Source organism: Parasulfuritortus cantonensis (assembly GCF_004337445.1).
Lineage (GTDB): Bacteria > Pseudomonadota > Gammaproteobacteria > Burkholderiales > Thiobacillaceae > Parasulfuritortus > Parasulfuritortus cantonensis.
The window spans coordinates 26,864-51,698 of sequence record NZ_SJZB01000035.1; the positions used below are offsets into that span (position 1 = coordinate 26,864).

The 24,835-nt window shown below is 63.2% G+C and carries 22 protein-coding genes, 1 tRNA gene, 1 other RNA gene and 1 other annotated feature; of the genes, 16 read left to right on the forward strand and 8 right to left on the reverse strand.

The window, feature by feature from the left end:
• The first annotated feature begins 60 nt into the window (after positions 1-60).
• The 6 genes from dnaE (at position 61) to EZJ19_RS09670 (ending at position 6,856) form a co-directional block, all read left to right on the forward strand.
• The gene (gene dnaE, locus EZJ19_RS09650; RefSeq protein WP_338069425.1) at positions 61-3,441 is read left to right on the forward strand and encodes a DNA polymerase III subunit alpha; all 3,381 of its coding nucleotides are present in this window, start codon (positions 61-63) and stop codon (positions 3,439-3,441) included.
• Between the two features lie 439 nt (positions 3,442-3,880).
• A complete protein-coding gene (locus EZJ19_RS16610; RefSeq protein ID WP_165873540.1) occupies positions 3,881-4,744 on the forward strand; it encodes a pentapeptide repeat-containing protein in 864 nt (287 codons plus the stop codon).
• A complete protein-coding gene (locus EZJ19_RS16615; protein WP_276320106.1) occupies positions 4,735-5,379 on the forward strand; it encodes a TrmH family RNA methyltransferase in 645 nt (214 codons plus the stop codon). Before EZJ19_RS16610 ends, EZJ19_RS16615 begins: the two co-directional genes overlap by 10 nt.
• Positions 5,343-5,519 (forward strand): TrmH family RNA methyltransferase, encoded by a 177-nt coding sequence (locus EZJ19_RS16620; RefSeq protein WP_276320107.1) that lies wholly within the window; start codon positions 5,343-5,345, stop codon positions 5,517-5,519. The genes EZJ19_RS16615 and EZJ19_RS16620 overlap by 37 nt, the downstream gene beginning before the upstream one ends.
• Positions 5,516-6,349, forward strand: coding sequence for a TPM domain-containing protein (locus tag EZJ19_RS09665; RefSeq protein ID WP_206199391.1), 834 nt, complete (start codon positions 5,516-5,518; stop codon positions 6,347-6,349). The genes EZJ19_RS16620 and EZJ19_RS09665 overlap by 4 nt, the downstream gene beginning before the upstream one ends.
• Before the next feature lie 81 nt (positions 6,350-6,430).
• The gene (locus EZJ19_RS09670; RefSeq protein WP_240754730.1) at positions 6,431-6,856 is read left to right on the forward strand and encodes a TPM domain-containing protein; all 426 of its coding nucleotides are present in this window, start codon (positions 6,431-6,433) and stop codon (positions 6,854-6,856) included.
• 21 nt (positions 6,857-6,877) lie between these two features.
• Here the strand turns inward: EZJ19_RS09670 and lplT are convergent, their stop codons facing one another.
• Positions 6,878-8,281 carry a lysophospholipid transporter LplT gene (lplT, locus tag EZJ19_RS09675; RefSeq protein ID WP_131447034.1) on the reverse strand — a complete coding sequence of 468 codons (1,404 nt, stop codon included), beginning with the start codon at positions 8,279-8,281 and terminating at the stop codon, positions 6,878-6,880.
• A gap of 163 nt (positions 8,282-8,444) precedes the next feature.
• On the opposite strand from lplT, the gene EZJ19_RS09680 reads away from it, so the two are divergent.
• The 5 genes from EZJ19_RS09680 (at position 8,445) to ssrA (ending at position 11,499) form a co-directional block, all read left to right on the forward strand.
• Positions 8,445-9,362 (forward strand): LysR family transcriptional regulator, encoded by a 918-nt coding sequence (locus EZJ19_RS09680; RefSeq protein WP_131447036.1) that lies wholly within the window; start codon positions 8,445-8,447, stop codon positions 9,360-9,362.
• A gap of 4 nt (positions 9,363-9,366) precedes the next feature.
• Positions 9,367-9,729, forward strand: coding sequence for a hypothetical protein (locus tag EZJ19_RS09685; protein ID WP_131447038.1), 363 nt, complete (start codon positions 9,367-9,369; stop codon positions 9,727-9,729).
• Entirely contained in the window at positions 9,726-10,424 is a 699-nt protein-coding gene (ubiG, locus tag EZJ19_RS09690) for a bifunctional 2-polyprenyl-6-hydroxyphenol methylase/3-demethylubiquinol 3-O-methyltransferase UbiG (RefSeq protein WP_131447040.1), read from the forward strand. The genes EZJ19_RS09685 and ubiG overlap by 4 nt, the downstream gene beginning before the upstream one ends.
• Before the next feature lies 1 nt (position 10,425).
• Complete coding sequence (locus EZJ19_RS09695; RefSeq protein ID WP_131447042.1) at positions 10,426-11,085, forward strand: HAD family hydrolase; 660 nt, start codon at positions 10,426-10,428, stop codon at positions 11,083-11,085.
• A gap of 54 nt (positions 11,086-11,139) precedes the next feature.
• Positions 11,140-11,499: a transfer-messenger RNA gene (gene ssrA, locus EZJ19_RS09700) on the forward strand.
• Between the two features lie 202 nt (positions 11,500-11,701).
• Here ssrA and EZJ19_RS09705 read toward each other — a convergent pair.
• Together EZJ19_RS09705 and EZJ19_RS09710 are read right to left on the reverse strand one after the other, a co-directional pair.
• A complete protein-coding gene (locus EZJ19_RS09705) occupies positions 11,702-12,991 on the reverse strand; it encodes a TniQ family protein (protein WP_131447044.1) in 1,290 nt (429 codons plus the stop codon).
• A complete protein-coding gene (locus EZJ19_RS09710) occupies positions 12,988-14,001 on the reverse strand; it encodes an ATP-binding protein (RefSeq protein WP_240754731.1) in 1,014 nt (337 codons plus the stop codon). The genes EZJ19_RS09705 and EZJ19_RS09710 overlap by 4 nt, the downstream gene beginning before the upstream one ends.
• A gap of 170 nt (positions 14,002-14,171) precedes the next feature.
• Here EZJ19_RS09710 and EZJ19_RS09715 point away from each other — a divergent pair.
• From EZJ19_RS09715 to EZJ19_RS09725, 3 genes are all read left to right on the forward strand, one after another.
• Positions 14,172-15,409 (forward strand): IS3 family transposase gene (locus EZJ19_RS09715; protein ID WP_131444734.1). Its coding sequence is split into 2 segments (ribosomal slippage): positions 14,172-14,469 and positions 14,469-15,409, totalling 1,239 coding nucleotides; the frame shifts between segments, so codons are not numbered across the junction.
• Positions 14,459-14,575: a sequence feature (AL1L pseudoknot), on the forward strand. Its footprint overlaps the gene before it by 117 nt.
• A 114-nt stretch (positions 15,410-15,523) precedes the next feature.
• A complete protein-coding gene (locus EZJ19_RS09720; RefSeq protein ID WP_131447046.1) occupies positions 15,524-16,945 on the forward strand; it encodes a DEAD/DEAH box helicase in 1,422 nt (473 codons plus the stop codon).
• Between the two features lie 325 nt (positions 16,946-17,270).
• Entirely contained in the window at positions 17,271-18,056 is a 786-nt protein-coding gene (locus EZJ19_RS09725; RefSeq protein WP_240754732.1) for a DUF4197 domain-containing protein, read from the forward strand.
• A gap of 10 nt (positions 18,057-18,066) precedes the next feature.
• Here the strand turns inward: EZJ19_RS09725 and EZJ19_RS09730 are convergent, their stop codons facing one another.
• Genes EZJ19_RS09730 through EZJ19_RS09740 form a run of 3 tightly spaced genes read right to left on the reverse strand, consistent with a single transcriptional unit; the run spans position 18,067 to position 21,967 of the window.
• Positions 18,067-18,504 (reverse strand): bacteriohemerythrin, encoded by a 438-nt coding sequence (locus EZJ19_RS09730; protein ID WP_131447048.1) that lies wholly within the window; start codon positions 18,502-18,504, stop codon positions 18,067-18,069.
• Positions 18,501-20,684: an EAL domain-containing protein gene (locus EZJ19_RS09735; RefSeq protein ID WP_131447050.1), complete on the reverse strand. Its 2,184-nt coding sequence runs from the start codon at positions 20,682-20,684 to the stop codon at positions 18,501-18,503. Before EZJ19_RS09735 ends, EZJ19_RS09730 begins: the two co-directional genes overlap by 4 nt.
• Positions 20,681-21,967 carry a diguanylate cyclase domain-containing protein gene (locus EZJ19_RS09740; RefSeq protein WP_131447052.1) on the reverse strand — a complete coding sequence of 429 codons (1,287 nt, stop codon included), beginning with the start codon at positions 21,965-21,967 and terminating at the stop codon, positions 20,681-20,683. Before EZJ19_RS09740 ends, EZJ19_RS09735 begins: the two co-directional genes overlap by 4 nt.
• Positions 21,968-22,385: 418 nt before the next feature.
• On the opposite strand from EZJ19_RS09740, the gene EZJ19_RS09745 reads away from it, so the two are divergent.
• Positions 22,386-23,018 (forward strand): response regulator transcription factor, encoded by a 633-nt coding sequence (locus tag EZJ19_RS09745; protein WP_131447054.1) that lies wholly within the window; start codon positions 22,386-22,388, stop codon positions 23,016-23,018.
• Between the two features lie 152 nt (positions 23,019-23,170).
• Positions 23,171-23,258: transfer RNA gene (locus tag EZJ19_RS09750), tRNA-Ser, on the forward strand.
• Between the two features lie 33 nt (positions 23,259-23,291).
• Here the strand turns inward: EZJ19_RS09750 and EZJ19_RS09755 are convergent.
• Together EZJ19_RS09755 and EZJ19_RS09760 are read right to left on the reverse strand one after the other, a co-directional pair.
• Positions 23,292-24,254, reverse strand: a complete 963-nt coding sequence (locus EZJ19_RS09755; RefSeq protein WP_131447056.1) for an SLAC1 anion channel family protein — start codon at positions 24,252-24,254, stop codon at positions 23,292-23,294.
• Positions 24,255-24,290: 36 nt separating this feature from the next.
• Positions 24,291-24,835 (reverse strand): Tll0287-like domain-containing protein (locus EZJ19_RS09760; RefSeq protein WP_131447058.1); only part of this gene is annotated, 545 nt, incomplete at its 5' end.

Below are 24,835 nucleotides of genomic sequence, written 5' to 3' on the forward strand. Positions count from 1 at the left end.
GGCCGCGCCTTGGCGCGGCTTTTTTTTCGTGACCTCCGGGCCGGTATAATGGCCGGGCACATGGCCGATCCCACCTTCATCCACCTCCGCCTGCACAGCGAATTCTCGGTCCAGGACAGCATCCTGACCATAGATCGGGCAATCGCCCGCGCCGTGGAGGACGGTATGCCCGCCCTCGCGCTGACCGATCTGGCCAATCTGTTCGGCCTGGTCAAGTTCTACAGCGGCGCGCGCAAGAAAGGCCTCAAACCCGTCATCGGCTGTGACGTCTGGGTGGCCGGCCGCGACCAGGCGGACAAGCCGACCCGTATGCTGCTGCTGGTGCAGAACCGGGCTGGCTACCATCGTCTGTGCGACCTCCTGACCCTGGCCTACCGGAACAATCTGCACCGCGGCCGGGCGATGATTCGCCATGAGTGGTTCGACACGCTGGGTACCGATGGACTCATCGCCCTGTCCGGCGCGCAGTGGGGCGATGTTGGCCTGGCACTGCTCAACGATGCCTGGGACTCGGCCAAGACCATGGCCCAGGACTGGGCGGGTCTGTTCCCTGGCCGCTACTACCTGGAAATCCAGCGCAACGGCCGCGTGGAATCCGAGAGCCATCTTGTCCAGGCCGTTGCCCTGGCGGCCGAACTGGGCCTCCCCGTTGTCGCGACGCATCCCGTGCAGTTCGTCGGCGCCGAGGACTTCAAGGCCCATGAGGCTCGCGTCTGCATTGCCGAGGGCTATGTCCTGGCGGACCGTCGGCGGCCGCAGAGCTTTCAACGGGACGACTATTTCAAGAGCCAGTCCGAGATGGCGGAGCTTTTCGCCGACCTGCCCGATGCCCTGCGCAACAGTGTCGAGATCGCCCGGCGTTGCAATCTGGTCCTGGAACTGGGCAAGAGCAAGCTGCCGCTGTTCCCGACCCCAGAGGGCATGAGCCTTGACGACTATCTACGCCAGCGCGCGCGCGACGGGTTGGACCTGCGTCTGGCCACGCTGTACCCGGATCCGGTCGAGCGCGAGGCACGCGCGCCGGAATACCGCGACCGTCTGGAACTGGAACTCGGCACCATCGTGCAGATGGGTTTCCCGGGCTACTTCCTGATCGTCGCCGACTTCATCAACTGGGGTAAGAACAACGGCGTACCGGTTGGGCCGGGGCGCGGGTCGGGTGCCGGCTCCCTGGTCGCCTACGCGATCGGCATCACCGACCTCGATCCGCTCAAGTATGCCTTGCTGTTCGAGCGCTTCCTCAACCCGGAACGGGTATCGATGCCCGACTTCGACATCGATTTCTGCCAGGACAATCGCTACCGGGTGATCGAATACGTACGCGATAAGTACGGCGCCGACGCGGTCAGCCAGATCGCCACCTTCGGTACCATGGCGGCACGCGCGGTGGTGCGCGACGTCGGCCGGGTGCTCGACCTCCCGTACAACTTCTGCGATCAGCTGTCGAAGATGATCCCTTCGGCGCCGGGCAAGAACGTCTCCCTGAGCCAGGCCCTCGACGAGGTCCCGGAGCTGAAGGAACGCTACGAGTCGGAGGAGGAGGTGCGCGAGTTGATCGACCTCGCGCTCAAGCTGGAGGGGCTGACGCGCAACGTCGGCATGCACGCCGGCGGCGTCCTCATCGCGCCGGGCAAGCTGACCGATTTCTGCCCCCTCTATTGCGCCGAAGGCTCCGACTCGGTGGTGTCCCAGCTCGACAAGGACGATGTCGAGAAGATCGGCTTGGTCAAGTTCGACTTCCTCGGCTTGCGCAACCTCACCATCATCGAGCTGGCGGTGAAGTACATCGCGCGCCTGAATCCGGCCGATACGGTGGACCTGAACGCGCTCGCATTCGACGACCCCGCCGCTTACGACATCCTCAGGAAGGCCAACACGACGGCGATCTTCCAGGTCGAGTCGGAGGGTATGAAGAAGCTCCTGGCCAAGCTGGAGCCGGACCGCTTCGAGGACATCATCGCCGTGCTCGCCCTGTACCGGCCCGGCCCGCTCGGCTCCGGCATGGTGGACGACTTCATCCTGCGCAAGAAAGGCAAGCAGGCGATCGATTACTTCCACCCCGACCTGAAGGCCTGCCTGTCGCCCACCTACGGCGTCATCGTCTACCAGGAACAGGTGATGCAGATCTCCCAGATCATCGGCGGCTACACCCTTGGCGGCGCCGACCTGTTGCGCCGCGCGATGGGCAAGAAGAAGGCCGAGGAGATGGCCAAGCACCGGGAGATATTCAGCAAGGGGGCCAAGGACAAGGGCTACGACCCCGATCTGGCCATGCGCCTGTTCGACTTGATGGAGAAGTTCGCCGAATACGGTTTCAACAAGTCGCATACCGCCGCCTATGCGGTGATCACCTATCAGACGGCGTGGCTCAAGGCCCATCACACCGCGGCCTTCCTGGCGGCCACCCTGTCGTCGGATATGGACGACACCGACAGCGTACGGGTATTCATCGAGGACTCCCTCAAGAATGGCCTCGTCGTCGCCGGCCCGGACGTCAACCTGTCCGAATACCGCTTCTATCCGGTCGATCGCAAGACGATCCGCTACGGCCTCGGCGCCATCAAGGGGACGGGTGAGGCGGCCATCAGGAACATCCTGGCCGCGCGCGAGCAGGACGGCCCGTTCCAGGATCTGTACGACTTCTGTCGTCGGGTCGATCGGCGCATCGTCAATCGCCGGGCCATCGAGGCGATGGCCCGGGCGGGTGCATTCGACAGCCTGCACGAGAACCGTGCTGCCGTCGCCAACTCGGTGGGGGTGGCCATGGAGTGGGCCGAGAATGCCCAGGCCAATGCCGTCCAGGACAGCCTGTTCGGGGGTGAACTGAGCGAGCCCGAACTGGAACTGGTGAAAACGCCGGCCTGGTCGATCAAGGAACTGTTGGCTTACGAGAAGGGGGCGCTCGGGTTCTATTTCAGCGGCCATCCGTTCAGTGCCTATCAGGACGAGTTGGTCGGGATCGTCGATCACACCCTGGCCCAGGTCGCGCCGCAGCAACGTCCGCAACTGATGGCGGGCGTGGTGATGGAGGTGCGTACGCAGATGGGCCGGCGCGGCAAGATGGCGTTCGTACAGCTCGACGATGGCAGCGCCCGGCTCGACGTGGTGGTCTACAACGAGGTTCTCGAGACGTATCGCAGCCTGCTCAAGGAAGACAATCTGCTGGTCGTCGTGGGCAGGGTCAGCCACGACGACTACACCGGCGGGCTACGCGTCAGTGCGGACGAGATATACGGCCTCGAGGAGGCGAGAAACCGCTACGCCAGCCGCCTTTGCATCCGTCTCAATGGTCAGGCCAACAGCCAGAAGCTCGGCCATATCCTGACACCCTACCTGGCCGCCCAGGACGGATGCCCGGTGACCATGACCTACCGCACGGCCGGGCAGGAGTGCGAGATCAGTCTGGGGCGGCCTGGCGGGTCCGGCTGGAAGATGCCTTGATGGCCGATCTGCGTGACTGGCTGCGGCCCGAGAACGTCGTCGTGCACTATCTGCATTAAGTCCTGGTTCAGCATTCCATTAGTTTTTTTTATTTGAAATGGCGACGAAATTTGCAGGTCGTTCGCTATGACTACATTCGTCGTGTGGTTTTGTTTTTATAAATCAATGTATTGAACTTTTTCTTGGGAAGCCTGTCGCGTTGCTGATCTGCAACATGGACGGGCGCGGCGGCGGTCACCATAAATATCACTTGAAAAGCGTATCGAAATATTAGACAATTCTAATAACACTGATGTCGACGCTCTCCCTTAGCGTTATCAGTGTTGTCTCCTCCATCCTCCTCCTTTGGTGGATTTTCAAGCCCGGTATCCCTACCGGGCTTTTTTTATGCCGCCAGCCTGTAGAATGGTCGCCGTCGTCAAATTGGTCCCCCAGGCCCATGACTCAACACCTCTGGTACGTCCGCAGCAAGGGCACGGTGAGCGGGCCCTTCCCGGCGCCGCAGATCCGGCAGGCGTTCAGCGTCGGCGAATTGGACCTGCGCGACGCGGTGAGCCTGGACGGCGAGCATTGGCTGAGCCTGATGGATGCAGGTCTGCTCGAGGTAAGGCCGGGCAAGGCGGCGAGCGCGGAAACCGACGAGGACTGGCGCCAGGAGCGGGAGAAGGCGCGCCTGCGCTGGTTGAACGACAGCGTCGAGGATCGGGCGACCAGCGCGCCGCCGGACGCTGGCGTGGATGACAAACTGCGCCGTCACGAGGCGGAGATCCGTTCCATGCTGATGGCCGAGCGCAACAAGCGGCCGGCTTTCGCGGCCGGCTTGGCCTCGGTACTGATCCTCCTCCTGGTCGGGATCGGCGTCTGGATGGGACAGTCCCGCGAAAGCGGCATCCAGACTTCGCTGGCGACCAAGGTGCGCGATTGTGCCCAGCCGCCCGGCGAGGGCGTGGCTTGGGCCGGGTGCGTGAAGAACGACAGCCAACTGGCGGGCGCGGTGCTTCGAAATGCGAACCTGGCCAAGGTCGGGCTCGAACGCGCCGACCTGTCCGGGGCCGATCTCTCCTACGCCAACATGAATGGGGCCGACCTGCGTGGCGCCAATCTGCGCAACGCGGTCTTGCGCGGGGCATCGCTCAGGCAGGCGGACCTCACCGGTGCGGACATCAGCGGGGCCGACCTCGACTTCGCCGTATTGACGGACGCGCGCCTGGAAGGGGTGCGGATGGACGCTACCTCTTTGCAGCAGAGCACTTGGCCGGACGGACGGGTATGTGCGCCAGCCTCCTTGGGGTCATGCCAGTAAAGCACATCTCCTCCCGGGAAAACTCCCAGTTCAAGATTTGGCGTGCCCTGGCGGACAGCCGGCATAGCCGGCGCGAACTCGGGCGCACCCTGCTCGACGGCGAACATCTTCTGGCCGAGGCACTGCAGGCCGGCGTCATGCCGGAGCACCTCGTCGTCGATGCGGAGGCCCCGGCCATGGCTACCTGGCAGGCGCGGTTGCCGCAGGTGCCGATGACCAGTCTGCCGTCGGCCTTGTTCGCCAGTCTGTCGCCAGTCGCCGCGCCGACCGGTATCCTGGCCGTGATCGCCGTCCCGGCCACGTCGGTTGCCGCGGGCGACGGCAGTGCCGTATTGCTGGACGACGTCCAGGACCCCGGTAACCTCGGGGCGTTGCTGCGCACCGCGGCGGCGGCGGGCATCGACGACGCCTACCTGTCCAAAGGCTGCGCCGAGGTCTGGTCCCCAAAGGCGTTACGGGGCGGTCAGGGCGGGCAGTTCCACCTGCGTATCCATGAGGCGGCCGATCTGGTCGCCGTCGCGCGTGCCCGGCCAGGGGCGTGTACGCTGCCGCGCTGGGCGCCGAGCGCGACCTGTACGCCCTCGACCTGGCCGGGCCCGTGGCCTTCGCCTTCGGCAATGAAGGCGCCGGGCTGAGCCCGGCCCTGCTCCGCGAGAGCCGGCCCTTCTCGATCCCCATGGCCGGTGCCGTGGAGTCGCTCAACGTGGCGGCCGCCGCCGCGGTCTGCCTGTTCGAGCGCCTGCGCCAGGTCCGTCGGGCGGAGGTGCCGTCATGACGGCCCGGTGGTTCGTCTGGCTATGGCTGATGTGGGCGTGCCTGGTGCCCGCGTGGGCGGAACCGGTCGCCGTGCCGCCGCTGAAGGAGCGGGTGACCGACCTGACGGCAACCTTGCCGGCCGATGCCCGTTCGGCCATCGAATCGCGTCTGGCCGACCTGGAGCAGCGCAAGGGCAGCCAGATCGCGGTGCTCATGCTCGACACGACGGGAGAGGAGACCATCGAGCAGTACGGCATCCGCGTCGCGGAAGCCTGGAAACTCGGTCGCAAGGGCGTAGACGACGGCATCCTGATGCTGGTGGCAAAGGCCGACCGCGCCGTCCGCATCGAGGTTGGCTACGGCCTGGAAGGCGTGGTTCCCGACGTTCTGGCGAAGCGGGTGATCGAGGACGTCATGGTGCCGCGTTTCAGGGCCGGTGATTATGCCGGCGGCATCGCCGCCGGCGTCGACAGCCTCGTCAAGTTGGTCGACGGCGAGCCGCTGCCCGTTCCGGCCGGCCGTTCGGCCAAGGATTCCGGATCGGCGTTCGAGCGGCTCATCCCCATGGTCATGCTGTTCGTGTTCGTCCTCGGCGGCCTGTTGCGCGCCGTCTTCGGCCCATTGCTCGGGGCGACGGTGGCCGGGACGGTCGCGTTTTTCGGCGGGTGGTTGATGGCCGGTGCCCTGGTGGCAGGCCTGATCGCCGCCGTGGTGGTGTTCTTTCTGACCTTGGTCGGCGTGTCCGGCGGCGGCGGTTTCGGCGGCGGCAGCGGCGGATTCTCGGGTGGTGGCGGTTTTTCCGGCGGCGGCGGTGGTTTCGGTGGCGGCGGCGCCTCCGGCCGCTGGTGAGGGGGCATGATGTTCGCGCGTATGGTCAGACACTTGGCCTTTCCCGACTGGTGGTGGCGTCGGCCTCTCCCGGAAGCCGCGTTGCTGAGGCTGCAGGCCCTGGTTGCCGCCGCCGAGCAGGGACATGGCGGCGAGATTCGGGTGGCGGTGGAATCCTGCCTCGATCTTCATTCCCTGTTGCGCGGGGTCACGGCACGGGAGCGGGCGCTGTCGGTGTTCGCCAATCTGCGCGTCTGGGATACCGAGGAGAACAACGGTGTCCTGCTCTATGTCCTGCTCGCCGACCGCGATGTCGAGATCGTCGCCGACCGCGGCGTCGCCCGCCGGGTCGGCCAGGAAGACTGGGAGAGCATGTGCCAGGAGATGGAGGCGCTATTTCGTGCCGGCCAGGCGGAACAAGCGCTCGCCACCGGCTTGGGGCGCATCGGCAGGGTCCTCAGCGAGCTCTATCCCGGGAGCGCGCGTGGCCGCAACGAATTGCCCGATCGCCCGGCCGTGCTCGACTGAGCCTCCGGCCCGGCGGCCTGATCAGCGGCGCCGATTGCGCCGGCCGGGGCCGCGGATGAACTGGACCGTGTTCCTGACGACGGCGCGCGGTTGCGGCAACTGGCTTTTCAACGCCTGTCCCGTGGTCTGGCCATGGCCTGCGTGCAGCGGCAGGTGTGCCGCAGCGGCGGTCGCCAACAGGCGCTCCAATTCATCTTCGTGCTCGCGCATGTTGTACAGGTGCCAGCGCCGTACCAGATACATGCTGACGATGATGAAGGCGCCGAACAGCGCGATGACCACCGAAACCGACAACTCGGCGGCAACCATCAGCGTGTAGAGCGCCAGCATGATAAGGATGCCCAGGTTTTCGTTGAAGTTCTGCACCGCGATCGAATGGCCGGCACCCATCAGGATATGGCCGCGGTGCTGGAGCAGGGCGTTCATCGGTACCACGAAGAAGCCGGCCATGGCCCCTACGGCGACCATCAATACGGCGGCCGGCGCCAGGCTGTGGATGGGGATCATGAGCAGGGCGGCAAAACCCATGGCGATGCCCACGGAGATCACCCGGACCGACTTGTCGATCGGGATCAGCTTGCCGGCGAGGACCGCGCCGATGGCGACGCCGGCGGCGAAGATGCCCTGGAGATAGGTGGCTTCGTGCAGCGGGATGTTCAGCGCCGCTTCGGCCCAGCGCAACATGATGTACTGCAGGGTCGCGCCGGCGCCCCAGAACAACGTGGTGACGGCCAGGGTGATCTGGCCCAGCTTGTCGAGCCAAAGCAGCTTCACGCAGTGGGCGAAGTCGTGCAGCAGGAACCAGGGGTTGCTGTGCAGCACCCGATGGTCGACGCCGGTATCGGGTACCCACAGGTTGAACAGGGCGGCAACCATGTACAGGCCGGCGATGGCGCCCATGCTGTAGTCGAGCAGGCTGCCGGCCAGTTCGCCGAACAGGAACTTGTCGACCGAATGGAACGCCTCCTGGACGAACGGGCTGATCAGCCAGCCGCCCATCATGGTGCCGACGATGATGGCGCCGACCGTAAGCCCTTCGATCCAGCTGTTGGCGACCACGAGTTTCGAGTGGGGCAGGTATTCCGTCAGGATGCCGTACTTCGCGGGCGAATAGGCGGCGGCGCCGAGGCCGACCACCGCATAGGCGTAGAGCGGATTGGTGCCGCCGATCATCATCAGGCAGCCGACGACCTTGATGGCGTTGCTGATCAGCATGACCCGACCCTTGGGCATCGAGTCGGCGAAGGCACCGACGAAGGCGGCCAGGGCAACGTATGAAAAAGTGAAAAACAATTTCAGGAGCGGTTCATATTCCGCCGGCGCCTGAATTTCCCTGAGCATGGCGATCGCGGTGATGAGGAGGGCATTATCAGCCAGCGCAGAAAAGAATTGCGCTGCCATGATGATGTAAAAGCCGCGATCCATTGAATAGAGAAAAAGATGTCGAGGTGGGGTTATAACATGCCACTTGACGGTCTGCCATCGGGAATCGGTTGCATGGCGCGGCGGGGCGTTTCGGGGCGGAAAGCGCTGGCCTAAATTAGCAGATTATGATTCAATAAAATTTATTGGATATTTGGGTTTGCTTATGGCTGACCGCCGCCTGCAGGTATTCTTCACCGTCGCCAAGCAGTTGTCTTTTACCAAGGCGGCGGAGCTGCTTTTCATGACGCAGCCGGCCGTCACCTTCCAGGTCAAACAGCTGGAAGAGCACTTCAATACCCGTTTGTTCGAGCGGTCGCACGGCAAGATCACCCTCACTCCGGCCGGCGAACTGGCGCTCGATTACGCCGAGCGCATCCTGAACATGACCGCCGAGATGGAGGCGCGCATCTCCGAGCTGACCGGCCAGGTTAGCGGGCCGTTGCTGATCGGCGCCTCGACCACCATTGCCGAATACATGCTGCCCAGGCTGCTGGGCGACTTCAAACGCAAGCATCCCGAGACCCAGGCACGCCTGACGGTGGCGAACTCCGAGACCATCGAGCACAAGGTCGCGGACCATACACTCGATCTCGGCCTCATCGAGTCCCCCTCGCATAACCCGAATCTGGTGACCAAGGTCTGCTGCGAGGACGAGCTGGTCATGATCTGTGCGCCGCACAGCGAACTCGCCCGTCTCAATCTGGTGACTCCGGCGCAGGTCGCCTCGCATCCCTACATCAGCCGCGAGTCGGGGTCCGGCACGCGGGAGTGCATCGACGACTATTTCCGCCTCAATGGCGTCAACCTGGACGAGCTCAACCTGGTGATGGAGCTGGGCAGCCGCGAGGCCATCAAGGGGGCGGTGAGCGCCGGCCTGGGCGGGGCCATCGTCTCGGTGACCACGGTGGCCAAGGAGCTCCAGCTCGGCGAGCTGTCCGCCGTCCCGCTCGATCCGCCCCTGCGGCGCCAGTTGTCCCTGGTCTATCCCCAGGAGAAGTTCCGCAGCAAGCTGCTCCAGGCCTTCCTGGACTTCATCGAATCCAGCTCCCTGATCCGGGATCAGAACAACCTCGTTCTCTGAGCCGATGACCAGCGACGAGAAGCGGCTGCTGAAGCTCTACCGCGCCCTCTCGGAACGTGCCCGGGCCAGTCTGCTGGACTATGCGGACTTCCTCGCGGCGCGGGATAATGCGCCCGAGGCCAGTGTGTCGGAGACCCCGCTGGCCATTCCCCGTCCGGTTGAAGAATCGGTGATCAAGGCGATCAAGCGCCTGCGTCACAACTATCCGATGCTGGAACGGGACAAGCTGCTGAACGAAACCTCCGCCTTGCTGACGAAGCACGTCGTCCACAAACACCCGGCTGCCGAGGTGATCGACGAGCTGGAGGCCCTGTTCAAGCACCATTACGACCTGCACGTGCAGGCCAAACAGGATCAGACGACATGACCAACGCCGATCAAGCCGAACTCGACAAATTCAGCGCCTTGGCGCACCGCTGGTGGGATCCGCAATCGGAATTCCGACCGCTGCACGAAATCAACCCGCTGCGCCTGGAATGGATCGACGGCCTGGCCGATATCGCCGGCAAGAAGGTGGTCGATGTCGGTTGCGGCGGCGGCATCCTGGCCGAGGCCATGTCGGAAAAGGGGGCCCAGGTCACCGGTATCGACCTCGCGGACAAGGCCCTCAAGGTTGCCAAACTGCATCTGCTGGAATCCGGCAAGGCCGTGGAATATCTGGCCATCGCGGCCGAGCAGCTCGCCGAGCAGCGTCCCGCTGCTTACGACGTGGTCACCTGCATGGAGATGCTCGAGCACGTCCCCAACCCGGCCAGTACCATCGCGGCCTGCGCGCACCTGTGCAAGCCGGGCGGGTGGCTGTTTTTCTCGACCATCAACCGCAACCCCAAGAGTTACCTGTTTGCCGTCATCGGCGCCGAGTACGTGCTCAAGCTGCTGCCGCGCGGCACCCATGAGTGGGCCCGTTTCCTCAAGCCGGCCGAGTTGACGCGTTTCACCCGCCAGGCGGGCCTGGACATGGTCGAGATCACCGGGATGAGCTACAACCCGTTCAGCAAGGTCTACAGCCTGGGGCGCGATACCGACGTCAACTACCTCATCGCCTGCCGCAAGCCGGCCTGACATGGTTCGTGCGGTCCTGTTCGACCTCGACGGTACCCTGGTTGACACGGCACCGGATCTCGGTACCGCCCTCAATCTGCTGCGGGGGCGATACGGTCAGCCGGCGCTGCCGCTCGCCGCGATACGCGAGCAGGCCTCCCACGGTGCCCGTGGTCTAATCGGCCTGGCCTTCGGCCTCGGCGAGCAGGCGGACGGTTACGCCGCGTTGCGCCAGGAGTTCCTGGCCATCTACGCGGAGCACCTGACCGAGCGCTCCACGCTGTTTCCCGGCATCGACGAGTTGCTGGACGCCTTCGAGGATCAGGGTATCGCCTGGGGGGTGGTCACCAACAAGCTGACGCGCTACGCCGAGCCCCTGCTCGACTGGCTCGGCCTTTCCCGGCGAGCCGCCTGCGTGGTCTGCGGCGATACCTGTGCCCGAGCCAAGCCGGCACCGGAACCGATCCTGTATGCCTGCCGTACGCTGGCCGCCGAACCCGGCCAGTGCCTGTATGTCGGCGACGCCGAGCGCGATGTCCAGGCGGCGCGCGCGGCGGGCGTGCCGGCGCTCGTCGCCCTGTATGGTTATCTTGCCGCGACGGACCGCCCGGAGACCTGGGGCGGTGACGGCTATCTGCGTCGTCCGGTCGATCTGCTTGACTATCCGGGCCTGGCCCCGTAGCCTCAATAACCGCCGCGAACTTTGTTCGCTGGCGGGCGTCTCAACGCTACACATGGGGCCGACCTGGCTTCGACGTGGGTTGCAAAGCAGACAGGTGCATACCGAGGACCAGTTCCCTCGTAAATCTACTGGAACTAAATAGTCGCCAACGACGAAACTTACGCTCTGGCCGCCTAATGGCCGGACTCCTCACCGGCAGGCCCGTGGGCCGGGCTGGGCAACCAGCTGAGGAGTCATTCACACGGGATCGCGTCGGATCGGGCCGCTTGGTCCGGCGTTAAATCTAGGCGGCTCGCCTGAACCCAGCCTGTCCGGCCGGCGGGGAACGGGTTAAAGCCAAACGACCGGACTAAGTATGTAGATCTTGCTGTAGAGGGCTTGCGGACGGGGGTTCGATTCCCCCCGGCTCCACCATCTCATTGAGGCCAACCGCTCGGTTGGCCTTGTGACGTAAAGCATAAAGTGGCCAAATGGCCACGATATGCTTTATTTCACGTTCGGCCACATTTTGGTTTACCAGGTAACCTGTGGTATGGCCGATAGGCCATTTTATGCTTGATTTTCCAGGCACAAAAAGGCCGGCTCACAGGCCGGCTTCTTGGGGAATTGCCTGAATTCAGGCTACATCGAGTTCATCCCTGACCTCGCGGATGACGTCAAATGCCCCTTCGACCGCGTTGAGGACCTTGGCTGGTACGGCATGACGCAGTTGTGTCAGGTTGAAAGGGAGTCCGGCTTCCATCAGTTCGGGCAAGGCATCTTGAAGGTGAGTACGTAGTGCGTCCCGATGGATGGCCTTCTGACTGTCCTGAAACCGCTTCCACTTTTCACCGAGCGCTCTGGCTAGGGCGTTGGCCCGGAGATAGAGATGACGGTCATCGATGTCCAGCCGTCGACCGGCCTCCGCCACACTGATTGGCTCGGGCAATTTCAGCATCGTTTCGAGTTCCCGCTTGATGGCATCCCAGTCGAGTTGCCTGGGTGCCGCCTTGGCCGCTTTTCGGCTCAAATCAAACGGCAGGGCAATCTGGGCATCGGGCGTGTTCGGCGCCCAGGTCGTGAGTTCGCCACGCATGACCTGATTCAGGCTCAGACCAGAATGCGCTGCCATGGCCAGGTAAGCCTGGATGGTGGGCAAATTACCGTCCCTGAGCCAGCCATGCACCGTACTCTTCGCCAATCCGATGCGTTTGGCAAAGCGGCTAGGTTGCCCGCCATCCAGACCCAAGATAAGCGTGTTCAGAGTTTCTGTGACCGAAACGCTATCAGCGAAATCCGCTGCCGGCGTCTGACTGGCAATCCATTGCCCCACCTGTCTAGCCACCCAAAGCTGGCCAGGAGTGGCAGATGGCGCATCCGCGTCGCCCAGGAAGCCGCCACACTGGGTACACCATCCGGGCAGGACGATGCCGGCATCGTGCCGGACATGTCGCCTGCCACAATGCGGGCAGGTGTCGACCAGTTGCACCTTATGGCGATGGCAGGCTTCAACCGGACCAATCTCCCAGCTCAGCCTGAAGTAGGGTTGATTCCCAGCCTTGCGGTCCTCGGCCAGGCAATGTGGGCACCAGTGGGAACGCCTTGGCGACAGCCCTTTGGCAGGCAGGAAGCTCGACCAGTTGGTCAGGGTGAGCAGGTCGAGTCGTTCCACGCCCGTGGCAGCGGCCAACCAGGCCGCCCAGTTCCGGGCGGATTCCGATATCCCGGACAGGTTGCGCTGCTGCCACTCGAAGTCCTGCCGAATGTCATGGTCGATGTGTTTGACCACCAGACGGGCCAGGTCGGCCGTGCTGACCGCGTGCGAGACGGCAAGGCGGCAGAAGTACGACAGCAGGCTCTCGACCTCCGGAGTTCCAACCCCGATGGCCTCCTGGGCGTGAAGGAACGAACGGGAAATGGGTTTCATGCGGCCTCCCTGCGGAGCTTGGGCGTCTTGCTGCCGGAGGACAGGTGACGCGAGATACCGGGAGCGATGCGCTGCTCGCCCTCGAGGATTTCGCGGAGGATTTGCTCGCGCTGGGTATCGGTAAGCAAGGCGGCCTCCAGGGCATCAACCGACCAGTCGCCACGCCCCTGGGCAAACTTCGCCGCGCGCTTGAGTACGGCCTTGAGGGTGCCGACGCAGCCCAGTGTGTTCTCCATCAGCGCGTCGGCATAGGGCATCAGGCCATCGCCCCAAAGGTCTTTGCGGGTGTTCTGGAATTGCTGGACACAGGCTTTGAACGCGCGGACATCGGCCTCATTGTCCTGGCGGTAGCGCGGGAAATGAACGACCTGGATTCGACGGGCCAGTTGGCCGCTCAGAAACAGGAGCTCATATAGGTCATAGGAACCGATAAGCACCAACTGTACGCCAGTCGTGTTGGACAGTGATTTCAGGGTATCCAGCTGGATGAGGAGCTTCCTGGGGCTGCATTGACGGAAGATGTGCGCCGCTTCATCAACGACGACGGTCCGTAGCTTGCGAGCGACCAGGGAGCGTTCCACCGCCGTACGCAGGCCCGCCAGGGTGTTCATGGGCGTCCGGCGACTGCGCCTCATGCGTCCGGTAACGGGGTCGATGTCAAAATCCTGGCGCGGCATCGTCAGGTCTTCGCCCAACTCTTCAATGATGCCCATGTAGAACAGACGCCAGGAGAACTCGGCCTCGCCCGATGCCACGGCTTCGACCCGGATTGCCGGTGTGAACCCGGCGTTGGCTGCCATTTCGGTTTCGTGATTGCGAATGGCATTCTCGACGAGGTAATGACCGAGGACCGATTTGCCGACGCCAGCCGGACCCATGATGGCCAGGATGTCGCCATCCGGGTCGAGCAGGCTGTTGATGTCTGACATCAGGCCGCCCAGGCGGGCATGGCGGATGCGCAGGTTGGCGAGAGGGTCGGCCGGGACGGCCTTGATGGGAAAGGTATTCACGAGAGGCTCCTAAGGGTCAGAATGTGTCGAATTCGGGATAGCTGGTGTCTGAGAACGCCGAGGTCATCGGTTCGGCCAGGTCTTCAGAGATGTCCTCGTGTAGGCACGCGGCAGGCAGACTGAACCGCCCCGGGTTTTGAGGAGGCTTCATCTCTTGAGAGAATGAAGCCATGAAGAGCAAGAAACCCACTCCGCAGTATTCCCCTGAAGTCCGTGAGCGGGCCGTCCGCCTGGTGCAGGAACACCGTGGCGAGTATCCCTCGCTGTGGGCGGCCATCGAATCGATTGCCCCGAAGATCGGCTGCGTTCCGCAGACGTTGCACGAATGGGTCAAGAAGCACGAGATCGATACCGGCCTGCGCGATGGCGTCACAACCGATGAGCGCGAACGCCTCAAGGCCCTGGAGCGCGAGAACAAGGAGCTGCGCAAGGCCAACGAGATTCTCAAGCTGGCGAGCGCGTTTTTCGCCCAGGCGGAGCTCGACCGCCGACTCAAGTCCTGATCGACTTCATCGACCGGCACCGAGAGGTCTACGGGGTCGAGCCGATCTGCAAGGTCTTGCGGATTGCCCCGTCCGGGTATCGGCGCCATACGGCGCAGCAACGCGACCCCCGCCTGCTTTCGGCTCGGGCCCAGCGCGATGCTGAATTGATCCCCGAAATCCAGCGCGTCTGGCACGCCAACATGCAGGTCTATGGGGCCGACAAGGTCTGGCGCCAACTGAACCGCGAAGGCATCCAGGTCGCCCGCTGCACGGTCGAGCGCCTGATGAGGCGGCTGGGACTGGCAGGCGTGCGGCGCGGCAAGGTCATGCGCACCACAATTCCCGACCATGCGGCCCCGTGCCCGCTTGACCGGGTCAACCGGCAGTTCAAGGCGGACCGTCCGAATCAGCTGTGGGTATCGGACTTCACCTACGTCTCGACCTGGCAAGGCTGGTTGTATGTGGCCTTCGTCATCGATGTGTTCGCCCGACGCATCGTGGGTTGGCGGGTCAGTCATTCGATGCGCACGGACTTCGTCCTAGATGCCTTGGAGCAGGCGCTGTACGCCCGGCAACCGGAACGAGCCGATGCCTTGGTGCACCACTCCGACCGGGGCTCGCAGTACGTCTCCATTCGCTACACCGAGCGGCTCGCCGAGGCCGGGATCGAACCCTCAGTGGGTAGCCGTGGCGACAGCTACGACAACGCCCTGGCCGAGACCATCAACGGCCTGTACAAGGCGGAACTGATCCACCGTCGGGCACCCTGGAAGAGTCGGGAAGCGGTTGAACTCGCCACCCTCGAATGGGTAGCCTGGTTCAACAACCACCGGTTACTTGAATCGATCGGCTATATCCCGCCGGCCGAGGCTGAGGCAAACTACTACCGTCGGCTCGCCGACACCACCGTGGAAGCCTCTTAACTTAAACCAATCAGCCTCCACAGAACCCGGGGCGGTTCAACCTTTATCGACGACGAGGACTTGAGTGAGCCCTGGAAACGACCGCCGCCATTGCTCAGGAAACTGAGCGGCCCAATGCCGGCAACCTTGAAGGTGACACTGGCCAATCTGGTCTACTTCGAGAAGCCTGAGCTACCGCAGCCGATGGCCAACCGCCTGATACGGCTTGCCGCGTTCCAGAATCCCGAGTTCTACAAGGCCCAAGCCATGCGCCTACCGGCCTGGGATAAGGCGCGGGTCATCGGCTGCGCCGAAAACTACCCACGTCATATCGCCTTGCCACGCGGTTGTCTGGAGGCAGCGCAAGGCCTCTTGCGTGACAACGACATACGGTGCGAGCTCAGTGATGAGCGGAACGCCGGCACTCCTCTGGAAATGAGCTTCGCGGGCACGCTACGCATTGACCAGGAGATGGCCGTCTCAGCCATGCTTGAACATGACACTGGGGTATTGTGTGCGCCGACCGCCTTTGGCAAGACGGTGACGGCGGCCGCCATCATCGCTCGCCGCGGGGTGAATACCCTGGTCCTCGTGCATCGGACCGAACTGCTGAATCAGTGGCGTGAGCGTTTGCAGGCCTTCCTCGCGCTCAATAAGGCGGAGGTCGGCACCATCGGTGGCGGCAAGGCCAAACCGAACGGCCGCCTAGACATTGCCGTGATGCAGTCGCTGTCCCGCCAGGGCGAGGTGAATGATCTCGTGGAGAATTATGGACAGGTCATCATCGACGAGTGCCACCATGTTGGTGCGGCCTCGTTCGACGCCATCCTGAAGCGCGTGCGCGCGAAATACGTACTGGGCCTGACAGCGACGCCCATTCGGCGCGATGGTCAGCAGCCCATCATCTTCATGCAGTGCGGTCCCGTTCGTTATACCGCCAAGAGGCCTGAGAGCGCCCCGCACGATCTGGAGGTTGTGCCGAAGCTACGCGAAGCCACCATCACGCTGCCGGCAGAAGCGGGCATCCAGGACGTCTTTCGTTCTCTGGCCGAAGACAGCGAACGTACGGCCCTTATCGTGGAAGAGGCGAAGGCTGCTTTTGCCCAAGGGCGTAAGGTGCTTGTTTTGACGGAGCGTACCGACCATCTTGATGCCATCCGGGAAGGCCTGGAAGGCAGTATTGGCAACCTTTTCGTGTTGCACGGACGAATGTCTCGGAAACAACGAGCGGCCTTGACCATGCAACTGGATGAATTGCCCCCAGAGGCCCCACGAATCCTGCTCGCGACCGGGAAGCTGGTTGGCGAGGGGTTTGACCATCCTCCGTTGGACACCCTCCTGCTTGCTATGCCGATTTCGTGGAAGGGAACCTTGCAGCAGTATGCTGGACGATTGCACCGGGAACATGCCGGCAAGACCGACGTACGCATTATTGATATCGTGGATGCCGGTCATCCAGCCTTGCTGCGGATGTGGGACAAGAGGCAACGAGGATATCGGGCGATGGGGTATCGGATACTGCCCGTTAGTGAGGGGCAGAAGACAACGCAGCAATAGGAGATATCGTGGTGGATGCGTTCGATTGCAGAATACGGGAATCGAACCGGCGTCCGAATTAAAGCAATTCGCGGCCGAAAATTCTGTCGGTCAGCTTATGCTTAACTTCGTCGCGATAGGCCAAGATACGCTTGAATGAGGTAGAGACGGAGTGGCCTGGAGGGCGCGAAACGGCCAGTAATTGCCTGATTTATGGCCAGCTTTCGGTTAACGCCACAGGCCTTTTTTCTTGGCCGGTTTGGGCGTCCCAGCCATGGCATCAACATGCCATGGCTGGGGACGGTTCCCGTTGCCATAATATGCTTTTCGACACGAGGGACAGGCGATGAACCACTTCAAGGCGATGCTCCTGCTGGCTACCACGATGGCCGTAAGTGGGCCGGCACGGGCCGATTTGACGGATGTGCTGAAGAGCGTGCTGGAAGCGAACACGGGTTCGTCGAGCACGGCGACCGCGTCGACCCCGACCGCCACCTCGGTGGCGGCGACCACGACGCTGAGTCAGACCGACGTCGTCGCCGGGCTCAAGGAGGCCCTGGCCAAGGGCGCCAAGGATGCCGTCGCCAGCCTCGGCAAGGACGGCGGCTTTCTCAACAACGCCGGGGTCAAGATTCCCATGCCGGACAGCATGGCAACCATCGACAAGGCGTTGCGTTCCCTCGGTCAGGGAAAATACGCCGACCAGTTCGTCGTGGCCATGAACCAGGCGGCGGAGAAAGCCGTGCCCGAGGCTGCCGGCATCCTTTCGGATGCGATCCGCGACATGACTCTGGAAGACGCCCAAGCGATCCTGAAGGGTCCGGATGACGCCGCCACCCAGTATTTCCGCAAGAAGAGCGAGGCCAAGCTGGCGGAGCGCTTCAAGCCGATCGTCAGCCAGGCGACCGACCAGGCCGGTGTCACCTACGCCTACAAGAAGATGGTCAAGAAGGCGGGCTCGTGGGCCGGCCTGCTGGGGGCGGGCAACGAGGATCTCGATGGCTACGTGACCCAGAAGTCGCTCGACGGCCTGTTCAAGATGGTGGCCGAGGAAGAGAAGAACATCCGAGCCAACCCGGTCGCGCGTACCACCGACCTGCTCAAGAAGGTGTTCGGCTCCTTGTCGAAGTGACGACCTCAGGTCAGGCGGCTGCGCCGCGCTTGGCCAGGATGTAGGCCCCGAGCTTCTTGTCCGTGTGGAGTATGTGGTTGACCAACCAGTTGTTCAGGAACCCGATCAGGTCGTCCCGACCGATCGGGATGCCTGCGCGCAGGTTGTCGCGCACGGCGACCACCTTGCTGGAAAAGCTGCGGTGTTGCTGCAGGTGCCGATCGGAGTCTTCGCCGCAGGCGTCGGCATAGCCGTATTCCTGCATCAACTCCTCTTCGGTTTCGAAGTGGTATAGGGCATAGCTGAGCAGGTCCTGGGTGATCTGCTCGACGAAATCGATGCTGACGTCGTCCGTCAGCTTGGCATTGGCCTCGTTCAAGGTATTGACCAGGATACGGTGCTGTTCGTCGATCTCTCTCACGCCGGTGGCGAAACTGTCATTCCATTCGATTGGTCCGTGCCCGATCATGGATTCTTCTCCTTCATGGCAGGAATGAGGCGAGGGCGCGGCGCGCGATTGAGGCGTGCGCGCATCTCCTTCAATAGCTTGAGCATGTGGAATTGCTCTTCAAGCAGTTGTTCCTCGTCGGTCGTCGCCTGGGCGACGCGTTCGGCGAGGCAGTCGGCACCGAGTTGGCTGACCAACTGATGGATGCGCGGGTGCCGCCGTTCGATTTCCAGGAACTCGTCGTATTTCCGGAAACGCAAGGTACCCGGGTGGTGGAGCCAGGCACCGAACGGGCATTCCCGGTCGTCCGACAGGCTGTCGACGTAGCGGCTCTGCTTGCATAGTTGAATGGCGCGGCTGATCCAGGCGCGGAAATTCGCCTCTGCGATCAGCAGTTCGAAGTGATCGCGGGTCGGCCTGGACATGGTCGACAGGCGCCAGAGCGGGTCCGGCTGGAATGCGTGGAGCCACGCCTCGAATTTCTCCGGCGGCATGGGCCGCGCCAGGCTGTAACCCTGGATGTGCGGGCAGCCGAGTTCCAGCAAGGTCAGCAGGTGTTCGATGGTTTCGGCCCCTTCGGCCGCGACCTGGCAGCCGAACGGCGCGGCGAAGCCGATGATCCCGCCCACGATGGCGAGGTCGTCGGCCGCCGCCAGCATGTTCTGCACTAGGCTCTGGTCGATCTTCAGGTTGTCGCTCGTCAGGCGCTTGAGATGCGGCAGCGAGGCGTAGCCGATACCGAAGTTGTCGAGGGTGACCCTGACCCCGAGCCGCTGGCATTCGTGCAGGGTTTCGGCGCAGGCGGTGATGTCCGCCATGACCGCCGCTTCGGCAATCTCCAGGACGAACCATCCGGTGAGTTCAGGCGGGTAGGCGGCCAGTTGCCCGGCCAGCCAGTCGGTGAACCCCGGTTGGCTGAGGTGACGGGAGAATACGTTGACGCTGAGGCGCAGCTTCAAGCCCGCGGCGTGCCACGCCGCGAGTTGGCGCAGGGCTTCGCCGAACACCCATTGGCCGACGTCGATGCTGAGATCGTCCTGGTCGATCAGAGGAAGGAATTCGAGCGGCGCCAGGACGCCCAGGATGGGATGATGCCAACGGATCAGCGCCTCCGCGCCCTCGACGACGCCGTGTTCGCAATCGACGATGGGCTGGTAGTGGAGCACGAATTGCCGCTCCCGGATGGCCGTCTCGATCTTGCGCAGCAGCCCGCGGTTGGCCTGCAAGCGCATGTCCAACTTGCGGTCGAAGAACTGGAAACGTCCCTTGCCCGCCTGTTTGGCCTGGTACAGCGCGGTATCGGCATGATCGAGCAACTGGTCCGGCTGGTTGCCGTCGCTCGGGAACAGGGCCACCCCGGCGCTGGCGCCGATGCGTACCGTCTGCCCGGCGATCTGATAGGGCTGGCCAAGACGCGTCAGCACGCGGGTCAAGGTCTGTTCGCATTCCGATACCTTGTGCAGGCTGCCCAGGAGCATGGCGAACTCGTCGCCGCCGATGCGGGCAACGGTGTCGTCGCCACGGATCGACTCCTCCAGACGGATGGCCACCTCGCGCAACAGTTCGTCGCCGGCATGGTGGCCAAGGCTGTCGTTGACTGCCTTGAAGCCGTCCAGATCGAGCATGCAGAAGGCGACCATCTCCTGTGACCGGCGTGCACGGGCGAGGCTGATCCTCATGCGCTCGGCGAGCAGGAGCCGGTTCGGCAACTGGGTCAGCGGGTCATAGCTGGCCAGGTGTTCGAGGCGCTGCCTGTGTTCGATGAAATCGGTGATGTCGGTCGCCGTGATCACCACGCCGATGAGGTCGTTTTCGGCGTTGGTGATCGGCTCGCCGCCGACCTTCAGCCAACGGGTATCGTCCTCGCCGGGCCGGATGGTCATGATCAGATCATTGACCGGCGCATGGGTGGCAAGGACGCGGCCGACCGGGAGTTGCTCCGGCTCGAACGCGCAGCCGTTCTCCTGCAGGCAATCGCAGTACAACTGCTGGTGCAGGGTGGTGTGCGCCTCGGCCGGGCCGAATATGGCCTCCGACGCCGGGTTCTCCATGACCAGCCTGCCGGCGGAATCCCATATCTGGACCGCCTCGTGGGTCAGCGCCAAGGCCGCGCAGAGGGGCGATTCGGCGTGCGAGGCCTCGCCGGTCATCAGGCTGGACCAGTCGATCTTCCGCAGCCTGCCCGGGTCGACAGCACTCATGGTTGGCTATCCCGGGCCGACACGGCAACGCGGTTCTTGCCCGCGCGTTTGGCCGAGTACATGCCGTCGTCGGCGGCGGAAAGGACCAGGTCGGGCGCCACGGCGGTACCGTCGATCATGGCCACGCCGATGCTGGCACCTACCTGGCAGGTTCTACCCAGCAACTCCATGGGGTGGCTGATGGCCTTGATCAGGCGTTCGCCGATCGCCTTGGCCCGTTCGCTGTCGGTGACGTCGGTCAGCAGGGCGACGAACTCGTCACCCCCGAGACGGGCAACGAAATCGCGGCCGTCGAGCGAACCGCGCAGGCGCCGGGCGACGACCTGCAGGGCCGCGTCGCCGATGTCATGTCCATACTGGTCGTTGATCGGCTTGAAGTCGTCGAGATCGATGAACAGCAACGCGCTGGTATGGCCATGGCCTCGTCTGCAGGTTGCGTCGAGGCGTTCCGAGAAGCTGGCCCGATTGGGCAGCCCGGTCAACTGATCATGGTGAGCCAGGAATTCGACACGCTGGTGGGCCGCTTCCTCTTGCGACACGTCACGGACGAGACAGATGAACTGGATGCCGTCCGGCTGGTGGATGGCTGTAACCGCCAGGCGCAGGAGGAAGCGGCTGCCATCCTTTCGACAGCCAATGGCCTTGTAGCCGTCGGCGGTTTCGGAGCTGTCCTGCCGGTCAAGGACATCGGCGGGCCGGAAGGCGGCCTCGCCGCCATCCACGTCGGCCACCAGCACGGCGATGTTTTGGCCGATGATTTCGGCATCGGCGAAACCGAACAGATGCTGCGCGGCCAGATTGAAGGATTGGATGAGACCGGCTTCGTCGGTGCCGATGATGCCGTCGAAGGCGTGGTCGAGGATGCCGTGCAGGCGCCGTTGGATGTTGATGATGCGCAGCATCGAGTTGATCCGGGCGTCCAACTCGTGCGGGTCGACCGGCTTGGTCAGGTAGTCGTCCGCACCGGCCCGCAGGCCGGCGATCAGGTCCTTCTTCTCGCTCAGCCCGGTGATCATGATCAACGGCACCCAGTGATCGGTACACATTGCCTTGATCCGGCGCGTCGCCTCGATGCCGTCCATGACCGGCATCATGACGTCCATCAGGACCAGGTCGGGGGGATCCGATTTGAACGCCTCGACGGCTTGTTGCCCGTCGGTGACGTGGGTCACCCGATGCCCATCGCGTTTGAGGTAGGCGACGACGATGAGTGCCGTTGCCGTCGAATCGTCGGCCAACAGGATATGGAGGCCGCTTGGATTGGTTTGAGCGAACGCATTCATCTAAAGGTCGGCTCGGGCGGTTAGCTCTGGTGACGGCGGGTGTATTTGAGTATATATGCCAGCATATTTACGGTAAGAGTTTCGTAAAGTTTAGACAATCACCGTGCGCTGCACGAAAAATCACTCGGTCGCCGGCGATTTTCCTTTCCGCCTCGGCGCGCAGCGCAAAACACCACGTTCAACACTGATCGACAGCACTAGGCAGCCACACCCTATCCGGGGATGGGAAATGTGTACTAGTGATAATTTGAAATAATCGATAAAATCATCTCGTTTCTGAGTATTATTCGTCATGCCATTCTCTGTCGCCGCCGTTGCGGCGGGATGGCCGGCGTTGACGGTCCCGGTGTGGCGTCGGCCGACGTAAGCGTCGCCGGTCCCGGGGCATGATGTCCAACTTCAAGGTGTCTTACGTAATATGAATCGCCCAACTGTATTTGTCGTCGACGACGACGCTGCAATTCGTTACAGCCTTGGCATGCTGCTCGAAACGGAAGGCTATTCGGTTCAGACCCACAAGAGCGGCGAGGACTTCCTGGCGGCGTTCGACCATGGCAGCCAGGGTTGCGTCATCCTCGATCTGCGCATGCCGGGCATGGGCGGTCTGGAGGTCCAGGCCGAGTTGACCCGACGGGGTGTGCATCTGCCGATCATCTTCCTGAGCGGGGTCGGTGACATTCCCACCACGGTCGATGCCATGAAGGCCGGTGCCGAGGACTTCCTGACCAAGCCGACCGAGTCCAGCGTGCTGATCGGCAAGGTCCGTGCCGTGGTCGACAAGGCCGAGCATCTGAAGGACCTCAACCAGGAAAGTGACGAACTCCGTGCCCGGCTGAATGAACTTACCGACCGCGAACGTGAAATTCTCAGCATGGCGATCTCGGGACAGTCCAGCAAGGGTATCGCCCAGCAACTCGGCCTGAGCCAGCGCACGGTCGAGAACCACCGCCTGCGCATCAACAAAAAATTGCGTACCGGCAACCTGCTCGAGTTCTATCACCGGGCGGCGCGCTGCGGTATCGAACTGGAGCCGCCGGCGCGCTACAACTGAGCCGCCGCGTTTCCCGGACGGTGCCGCCTCGGCCTGCCGCCGCTGAATGCCGGGCCAGGTCCGGATGTGGTGGTGCGGTTACGCCGGCTCGGGAGAGCCTGGCCGGCATGGGCGAGATTGACCGGCTCGGTTAGAATCGGACCCGGCAGCCAGGAGGTGTGGCAGAGTGGTCGATTGCACCGGTCTTGAAAACCGGCAACGGGCAACCGTTCGTGAGTTCGAATCTCACCGCCTCCGCCAAAGCGGAGCCGCCCGCAACGGCGGGTCCTGCAGTCACTCCTCGACGCAGATCGCGCAGTTCTTGACCGCCAGGGCGGTCCGCATCACCAATCCCGCGATGACCACCGTGACGATTCCCAACAGGATGCCGGACAGGCGCAGATAGAGGACGCTGCCGGTGTGCTGGAACATCACCAGGGTGGCGACGGCGATGGCCGCCAGCGGAAACGAATAGGCCCACCAGGACAGGAAGAACTTCAAGCGGGCGAACCACCTGGCCTGGAAGAACAGCAGCAGGGTGAAGAATAGGGCGCTGCCGTACAGGACGTGCGCGAACGCATCGACGCCCCCGGTCAGCCTGACGTAGGACAGGAAGCCGACCGCCGGCGGGGCGATCAGGATGAACATGGTCGGCATCAGGCGTTCCGGCAGGCTGCCGTGAAAGATCACCCGATAGAAGATGATGGTCAGCAGGATCGGCCAGAAGGTGAGGCCGATGCCGAAGAAGAACCAGGACACCTCGGCCGGGGCATGGTCGACGCCGGAGATGGGAACCAGGATGTTGCCGACCACCGGGATGAACCAGGCGGGGTTCATGTGCACGATGTCGAACTTCGAGTGGTGTATCCACTGGGTGATGATGTAGAGCGTCAGAAGCAGGTGGCCGACGGTCCCGACCAGCCAGAGCAGCTGTGAATAGGCCGGATTCACCGGCAGCCAGGCAATCGAGAGGAGGATCAGGCTGATCGAGATGCTCGGCACGAAGTTCATCTTGACCGGGTGTGCCCATTCCTTGAGCGTCGCGTCGCGGTACTTCAGTGCCTTGGCCGCATAGAACGCGGTCAGGACGATGAACAACAGGGTGCACAGGACCAGCAGCCACTGGCTCAGGTGTATCGGCAACTGGAGAATCGCCTCGGCCCGGTGCCAGGCGATGGTGAGGCCGCTGAGCCCCATGACCGTGGCGAACCAGGTGACCGGGAAATTCTGCAGTCTGGAGGCGTGCTGATCGCTCATGATCTCGCTCTACCGAAAGGCCTGGAACAGAATCGACTACAGGGGTTTCTTCACCGAAATCGCCCCACGCAGCATGTTGGGCAGGTAGCCAGTCGCCTGGTCGGTCGGATATTCCGCAGCCAGCTTGGCCTTGACGCCGTCTGGGATGGTCTCCGGGGTGCCGTGGCAGGTCATGCAGATCTCCTGTACCACCAGACCTTTCATGTAACGGAAGGTCTTGGTGTCGCCTTCGCGGATCACTTCGCTGTACTCGAGATTGGCGGCGCTCTCGCCACGCGCCAGGCGCCGTTCGAAGTCGTGCAGTACCCGGGTTTCCCAGGGGTCCGGGACGCTGGCCGGATTGCGGCTCTTGAAGGTCACCCGGCGGAGTCCGACGCCATGCTCCTGGGCCACCTCGGCCGCAATCGCGGGTGCCCGGTCCTTGCACACCGTTATCGCGCCTTCCGGGCCGACGCCCTTCATCGCCGCTTTGAGTTCTCCGCCCAGCGTCTTTGCGAATTCCCCGGCGGTGGCACGGGCCTCGGTGGTGTACTGAGCCTGTCGTTCGGAACTGACATTGACACAGGCGGCCAGGAAAAGGG

Bases quoted from the DNA above. Each gene is read 5' to 3' on its own strand.
- EZJ19_RS09725 (WP_240754732.1), top strand. From the start codon at position 17,271: ATGAACCACTTCAAGGCGATGCTCCTGCTGGCTACCACGATGGCCGTA.
- EZJ19_RS09755 (WP_131447056.1), bottom strand. From the start codon at position 24,254: ATGAGCGATCAGCACGCCTCCAGACTGCAGAATTTCCCGGTCACCTGG.
- EZJ19_RS16615 (WP_276320106.1), top strand. From the start codon at position 4,735: ATGCCAGTAAAGCACATCTCCTCCCGGGAAAACTCCCAGTTCAAGATT.
- dnaE (WP_338069425.1), top strand. From the start codon at position 61: ATGGCCGATCCCACCTTCATCCACCTCCGCCTGCACAGCGAATTCTCG.
- EZJ19_RS09705 (WP_131447044.1), bottom strand. From the start codon at position 12,991: ATGAAACCCATTTCCCGTTCGTTCCTTCACGCCCAGGAGGCCATCGGG.
- EZJ19_RS09695 (WP_131447042.1), top strand. From the start codon at position 10,426: ATGGTTCGTGCGGTCCTGTTCGACCTCGACGGTACCCTGGTTGACACG.
- ubiG (WP_131447040.1), top strand. From the start codon at position 9,726: ATGACCAACGCCGATCAAGCCGAACTCGACAAATTCAGCGCCTTGGCG.
- EZJ19_RS09730 (WP_131447048.1), bottom strand. From the start codon at position 18,504: ATGATCGGGCACGGACCAATCGAATGGAATGACAGTTTCGCCACCGGC.
- lplT (WP_131447034.1), bottom strand. From the start codon at position 8,281: ATGGATCGCGGCTTTTACATCATCATGGCAGCGCAATTCTTTTCTGCG.
- EZJ19_RS09745 (WP_131447054.1), top strand. From the start codon at position 22,386: ATGAATCGCCCAACTGTATTTGTCGTCGACGACGACGCTGCAATTCGT.
- EZJ19_RS09735 (WP_131447050.1), bottom strand. From the start codon at position 20,684: ATGAGTGCTGTCGACCCGGGCAGGCTGCGGAAGATCGACTGGTCCAGC.
- EZJ19_RS16610 (WP_165873540.1), top strand. From the start codon at position 3,881: ATGACTCAACACCTCTGGTACGTCCGCAGCAAGGGCACGGTGAGCGGG.
- EZJ19_RS09665 (WP_206199391.1), top strand. From the start codon at position 5,516: ATGACGGCCCGGTGGTTCGTCTGGCTATGGCTGATGTGGGCGTGCCTG.
- EZJ19_RS09680 (WP_131447036.1), top strand. From the start codon at position 8,445: ATGGCTGACCGCCGCCTGCAGGTATTCTTCACCGTCGCCAAGCAGTTG.
- EZJ19_RS09720 (WP_131447046.1), top strand. From the start codon at position 15,524: ATGCCGGCAACCTTGAAGGTGACACTGGCCAATCTGGTCTACTTCGAG.
- EZJ19_RS09740 (WP_131447052.1), bottom strand. From the start codon at position 21,967: ATGAATGCGTTCGCTCAAACCAATCCAAGCGGCCTCCATATCCTGTTG.
- EZJ19_RS09685 (WP_131447038.1), top strand. From the start codon at position 9,367: ATGACCAGCGACGAGAAGCGGCTGCTGAAGCTCTACCGCGCCCTCTCG.